Annotated in this window: 5 protein-coding genes; 2 read left to right on the top strand and 3 right to left on the bottom strand. The window is 38.1% G+C overall.

The genetic code is table 11. The features are described 5' to 3' along the window. Nucleotides 1-109: 109 nt before the first annotated feature. A complete protein-coding gene (locus ACTIEV_RS15265; protein ID WP_322195461.1) occupies nucleotides 110-2,527 on the bottom strand; it encodes an outer membrane beta-barrel family protein in 2,418 nt (805 codons plus the stop codon). A 185-nt stretch (nucleotides 2,528-2,712) separates the two neighbouring features. Then, complete coding sequence (gene corA, locus ACTIEV_RS15260; RefSeq protein WP_322195460.1) at nucleotides 2,713-3,810, bottom strand: magnesium/cobalt transporter CorA; 1,098 nt, start codon at nucleotides 3,808-3,810, stop codon at nucleotides 2,713-2,715. A 530-nt stretch (nucleotides 3,811-4,340) separates the two neighbouring features. On the opposite strand from corA, the gene ACTIEV_RS15255 reads away from it, so the two are divergent. Further along, entirely contained in the window at nucleotides 4,341-5,006 is a 666-nt protein-coding gene (locus ACTIEV_RS15255) for a hypothetical protein (RefSeq protein ID WP_322195459.1), read from the top strand. 62 nt (nucleotides 5,007-5,068) lie between these two features. On the opposite strand, the gene ACTIEV_RS15250 is transcribed toward ACTIEV_RS15255, so the two are convergent. Continuing rightward, entirely contained in the window at nucleotides 5,069-5,293 is a 225-nt protein-coding gene (locus tag ACTIEV_RS15250; protein WP_322195458.1) for a hypothetical protein, read from the bottom strand. A gap of 408 nt (nucleotides 5,294-5,701) precedes the next feature. Here ACTIEV_RS15250 and ACTIEV_RS15245 point away from each other — a divergent pair, with 408 nt between their 5' ends. Next, nucleotides 5,702-6,670, top strand: a complete 969-nt coding sequence (locus ACTIEV_RS15245; protein WP_322195457.1) for a YheT family hydrolase — start codon at nucleotides 5,702-5,704, stop codon at nucleotides 6,668-6,670. The last annotated feature ends 90 nt before the right edge of the window (nucleotides 6,671-6,760 follow it).

Below are 6,760 nucleotides of genomic sequence, written 5' to 3'. Positions count from 1 at the left end.
TAACTATTCGGGATGATTCTTAGTAATCATCCCTTTTTTTATGACATCTATTAAATATTTAGTCGGACAATAGTGATTTCTTATTTCTTATTTTTTATTTTTTCTGCTGTCAAAACTTACAACTATACCCTACTCGAAACACCTGCGTTTCATAATAGTCTGTGCTGTTGAGTGTAAAGCCATTACCGTTAATGACTCTTTCTATGCGAAGGGTGTTGAAGAGATCAGTAGCATTGAAAAACAATTCGCCTTTGCCTTTTTGAATTTGTTTTTTGATACCCATGTCTACGGAAAATCTTCTGCCTATTTTGCCTTGTGGTATGATATCCGGTGCCAGATAAATTGCAGTCAGTTGTAATTCTGTTTGTGGATTCAGTTTAAAGATTCCATTGGCTTTGATGTTACCCGATGTTTGTGTTTGTTTGTTGGCTGTAAACAAAGTGGGGGTTGGATATTGACTGAATACCGTAAAATCATCTACCACCGTTTTGTAAATATTCGCATTGGCATTGAAGGAAAAAACGGCTGAAAAATTTTGCTGATATACCAGTTCCAATCCGGTATTCGTACTGTTACCTGCATTTTGAAATACATTATAGATCAGTGTACTGGGAGGAACTTGTATGGCAATACGGGTAATATAATCGCTGGTACGTCTGTGATATACTGATGAATAAAAATAACCCTTACTAAAATTGGTTTTATATCCTAATTCGTAACTATTGGTAAACTGTGGACGAAGACCCGGATTGCCCACTTTAATGATTTCAGCATCATCATATTTTGGAAATATGCGAATATCCACTTCATTGGGTCTGTCTACTCTTCTGTTGAAAAACACAGAGATTTTATTTTTATCATTGATCTTATAGGCAAAGCGCAAGTTTGGAAAAGGTTGTGTGTATTGGTAACCGTCGCTTTTATACGTATTGTGATCCGGGTTTACTTGATAATTAAGATCAACATACTCCAGTCTCAATCCCATTTCTGCTTCTACTTTATGGCTCTCGAAAACATAGTTTCCATAAACCGCAGGGATGTATTCAGTATAGGTAGCAGCGCCTCCGGCTCTAACATCCAATGGAGAGTTGACACCGGGTTTAAATTGCATATTGGTGGGAATATTCCGATAGCGGAATTTTATACCTCCTTCCCATCGTCCGTTTTTTAAAGGTCGGGTGTAATCAAGGTTAAAGTCTGCAACATGTTCATCAGATAGCAACTTAAAAGAATCTAGCCCCGTAAATGACGGAAGTATATTTTCAAAATTGTACTTTTCATCTTCCCGGTGAAAGGTATAATTGAACCCCATTGCCAATATATGTCCGGGCTGATCGAATTTATGCTGGTACACACCCGAAGCCATGACCGTGGTTTTCAGCTCATCTTCCAAAAAACGCCAGAGTCTTTTTCTTTCTGAAAAGTCTTTGTTGAAAAAAGGCTCATCACCTCTATCTATAATTTTTTCTATTCCATAGAAACCGGAAATCGTTACTACATCTTTACTGCTGATATTCCAATCGATGCCGGCTTTATTATTCCAGAAATGGGTATTTCTATTTCTTTTGGTTTGTTGTTGAATAACCGATCCATCTGCATAAGTACGCGTAACAAATTCATTTTTGTTCAGTGTTTCTGTATACAGCCAGTCAGATTGTAAAAAAGTATTGATTTTATTTTTCCGATAATTCAAAGAAAGAGAAGGATTGATTTTGGGTGTTGATTGATATTGAGGTCTGATGGACGGAAAATTTTCTTTTTTGATCCATAATGCCCCTAATCCGGCTGCCATTCCCAGCTTGCCATTAAATCCCTCTTGCCTACTTTTTTTATAAATGATATTGATGATGCCGGCATTACCGTTTGCATCATACTTGGCAGAGGGATTATTAATGATTTCAATTCGTTCGATAGCAGAAGCGGGCAGGTTATCTAAACCCGTTTGATTTCCGAAACCCGTTAATGCCGTTTGTTTGCCATCAATTAAAATGGCTACTTTATCACTCCCCCTTAGTTCTACTTTACCATCCTGACCGGTGGTTACGCCCGGAAGGTTCTTTAATACTTGTAAAACAGAGCCCCCCGACTGTGCAATATTGGCCGCAACTGAATATGATTTTTTATCCATTGTTGCAGCCAGTTCATTCTGCTTGGTTGATGAAACAATGACCTCATTCAATACAGAAGGACTTGGCGCTAATTCAATATTGCCGAGATCGAGAAAAGCACTCAAGCTCCCGATTAATAAGGGCTTTCTGAATAATGTAAACCCTGTGTAAGTATACTCCATTACATAATTACCGGGTTTTATATTAGATAAAGAAAAGCGCCCTTCTTCATTGCTTACGGTACCTGTTACAAAACTGCTGTCACGTTCTTTTTTTAATACAATATTGACAAAAGGAAGTATTTTCTTATCGGTACTTGCCTTTGTGATTCCTGAAACTGTAACGGCAGGTACCTGACCAAAAAAAATCTGCGTTTGGAAAAGCAACAACGAAAGAATGAATAGCTTTTTATACTTCATAAAGAATAGTACTAAGAAACAGAAAAGTGCAATTTATGGTTTAAAAATAGATCTCTTTAATGAAGAGCAGGTGAAAGTGTAGGAAAACAGAGGAACAGAGAAATATGAAACAAAAAATCAGAAAGTAGCGAAAGAATGAAATTTTACTTTCTTGTTTCTTATTTCTCTGTTCCTTATTTCATATTTCAAAACCACCCTCTCCTTTTAAACACTACCAACATCCAAACCGGTACAATCAACATCAGTCCAACTGCGATGAAGAAGCCGTATTGGTGATGGAGATAGGGGATGCGATCGAAGTTCATACCAAAGATGCCGCCGATAACTGTTGCGGGTGCCAGTAAACAGGTTACAATGGCCATTACTTTCATCACTTCATTGGTCTTCAGGTTTACATTGCTGAGATAGAGATCTTGTAAGTTCATCATCATATCTCGATAGTTCTCTGCCAAGTCATTCGCTTGCAGAATATGATCGTATACATCTTTAAAATACTTGGTCGTTCTTTCTTCGAGTAAATCACTTTCACTACGAATAAATCCATTGATCAATTCTCTTACCGGACTCACATTGCGTTTCAATACAATCAACTCTTTCCGTAAACTATTGATCACTGCCAGTGTTCGCGTATTGCTGCCACGGATGATTTTTTCTTCCAATAACTCAATACGATCACCCAGTTTCTCCATCACGATATAATAGTTGTCTACAATCATATCCAACAACGCATAACAGAGATAATCAGCACCGCTCACACGAAGCTTACTGCCATTCAGTTTTAACTTATCTCGAATGGGATTGAATACATCCCGTCCTGCATCTTCCTGGAAAGACAATACAAACCCTTTTCCTAAAATGATACTGATCTGTTCAGTCTCCACCGCACCGGTTTGTTCATTGAAGTAGAGCATATTGAGCAAGCAGAACATCACATTCTCCATCTCATCCATCTTCGGTCGCTGACTCACACTCATGATGTCTTCCACAATCAAATAGTGTATACCAAAATGATGACATACGGCTTCCACATCTGCCTTACGAATACCATCTACATTGATCCAGGTAGTCTGCTCATTATCCCGATAAGCAAAACAATCTTTGATATCACTCAATTGTTTTTCTACAAATTCAGTTGCAGAATAATCATATACATTCACTTTGATCTCACTGGCTTCTACTCTTTCCGGAATAATGGTAGGATTCACATGAAAAATATCACGCGTCCGCTTGGTATCAAACAGCGTGAGCGGATTCAGGTATTTGAGGTATTTGGCGCCGGTCATGGAGTGAAGATAAGAAGAGACAAAAGAAGCTATTTAATTTGAGGTATATGATATGTGCTATTTGCTTATTTGTTAATCTTTTTTCGAAAAAAAAGGATTTTCTGGAAAACAGCATCAGTTTAACCCTTTTATGTAGCCGGTTATTTATCGGTTGCTCAAGCGGCTCAATTTCACCCTGCTTGGTTACTTTGAACCAGTTGCAATAGCTTTTAGGGGGTTATATTAGTGCTTCCTGTCTTTTAAAACAGGTGGAAATGGGATTTATACGGCAGGAATATAGGGAATTAACCGTTTTTATCCAGCTTAAAAGTTTCTTTTTATTATCATAAATGCTTTTTTTACTAAACAATTATGCCATTATCTACTTCGCATCTTGTTGATGCACTTCAGGTAGTTAGGCCGTCTGCCAAGACAACTGCACAAAACCTTGCTTTTTAACGAGAAAAGTTTGTTGGGTTATATTAATGGCATAAAACTTGCCTAGAATATCTGTATACTATATATGCTTTGAAAAATTAAAATCAAATCTTATGAAAAAGAACAATCTGATCCTTTCGTTATCTGTATTTGCGTTTGCGGTATTTACCAGCTGTACAAAAGAGCAAGCATCCGGTACTCGATTAACCTACGAGTTAAGCACCCGCAATTTCTCAACAATAGTTAGTGGAAGTACAACGGGTGCTAACCTTGTATGGACTTCTGGTTATGCTTCTGCGGTTGAAATTGAGTTTGAGGCTGCAAAAGCTGGTATTGAAGTAGAGTATAAAAGCGAAGCGAGGCAAAAAATTAATCTCTTTTCCCCACTATCTACTCTGGGTATAATATTTGTGCCCCCAGGAACATACGATGATATTGAGTTTGAAGTAGAAGTACAACCAAATGGTTCAGATGCTGCATTTTTTCTTAGCGGCAACTTTACCAATGGAATGGGTATTACTACGCCGATCATATTTAGGCTAAATAGTGCCCTTGAAATTGAAGCAGAAAAAAGTAATATCACAATTGCAAGTGGGGTTAGTTTGAATGCACTGACTACTTTAAACTTATCAATGCTCACTAATACCGTTACAGAAGCCATGTTAAATAATGCCACAAGAACCAATGGAGTGATAGAAATTTCCGCTACGTCTAATACCGGCATTTATGATATCATCTATAATAATTTAAAAACCTGTGGCGGAGTAGAAATTGATTAACTGCTAAGCTGTTCATATTTCATGTTGTTTCTCGTCATCCCATCAGGAACAACATGAAATATTTATCTGTTTCTATTCTTGGCGCTTTTATACCAGCTTTCCCACTGTAACGCATCAATAAGTATATTCCATACCGTTGCGGGTGAAGCATTTATTTCTATTTCATTGTGCACATAAAACTTACTTTTAGATGGATGGTATTTTGCAGGCAAGGAAATAGTATCTGTCTCCGTTTGTGCCGATACTATACTATTTAAAAAAATAACAAATGCTAATAAGTGTTTCATAATGCTTTGTTTACTGCAAAGCTATTTTGACAGGATAGTACGAAGCGATAACCAATGTTTAGAAAAAGAAGACGATTGAATATTGAATATTGAATTTCCAATATCAAAGTAAAGTTTTATTTCAGCGGTTAATATCCTATACTCCTCTATGATCTTGGCTTTATAAAGATTTCACATGCCGCATTTTTTTTCTCGCCGGACTGAAGTCCGGCGCTATTTAAACTTGTGTATTGATTCTCGAACCTTCCTTGTTCCCTGTTTCTTGCTTCTTGTTCCTTCTTTCCCATACCTTTTCGACGGACTAAAGTCCGGCGCTATTTAAACTTGTATATTGATTCTTGAACCTTCCTTGTTCCCTGTTTCTTGTTCCTTGTTTCTTCTTTCCCATTATTTTTACGAAAACTTCACATGCCACACGTCTCCGATACCTCGTATCATGCTCCTTTTTGGCAGTGGAATGGACATGTACAGTCTATTTATCCCAGCATGTTTCGGAAAGTAGATTTTCAATATGATCATCGGGAGAGACTGGAACTGGCAGATGGTGATTTTGTGGACCTCGATTGGCATCAGCAAAACAGGGATCAGAAAAAATTGGTCATCATTACACATGGACTGGAAGGTGATTCGGGCAGACATTATGTTACCGGTATGGCCAAAATATTTGTGGCGCAGGGATGGGATGCTTTGGGATGGAATTGCAGAAGTTGTAGCGGAGAGCCTAATCGATTATTGCGTTTTTATCATCATGGTGATGCAAATGACCTGAGAGCAGTAATACAACATGCTATTGATACCTATGGGTATGAAAATATTGTGCTCGTGGGATTTAGCATGGGTGGTAGTTTGAGTTTGCGATTAGTAGGGGAGTTTCCCGATCAGGTTTCTGCGGCCGTAAAAAAAGTGATCGGTGTTTCTGTTCCCTGTGATCTGTATGCCAGTGTACAAGCGCTCTCGCAACCCGGTAACAGCGTATATGTAAAACGTTTTTTGAAGAAGCTGGGAAAAAAGATCCAAGAAAAATCGATTCGTTATGCTGATCAAATCAGTTATGATGGATATCAACAGATCAAAAACTTTATTGAATTTGATAACCGATATACCGCGCCTTTACATGGTTATACTGATGCATTGGATTTTTATGTACGTGCCAGTGTAAAACCACTGCTTCCAAAAATTCAAATCCCCGTTTTGCTGATTCAAGCATTGAATGATCCCTTTTTATCTGAAGCCTGTATAGGATATGAAGCCGCTGCCATCAATCCGAATATTCTATTGGAAACCACAGCAGCAGGTGGACATTGTGGTTTTATGCTGGCGGGAACCCATGAGACCTATGCAGAAAGAAGAGCCGTCAGTTTTGTAAAGGAGCTGTGAGCTGCGAGCCATGAGCCATTGCTGTCCGGTAAAAAATCAAATTATTTTCTAGTCTCCTGTAATTGCTGTATTTGAGGTGGCAATAACACT

The organism is Sediminibacterium sp. (genome assembly GCF_051861365.1).
Lineage (GTDB): Bacteria > Bacteroidota > Bacteroidia > Chitinophagales > Chitinophagaceae > Sediminibacterium.
Note: the sequence above shows the minus strand (reverse complement) of the source record. Positions and strands in the feature narration are given on the sequence as shown.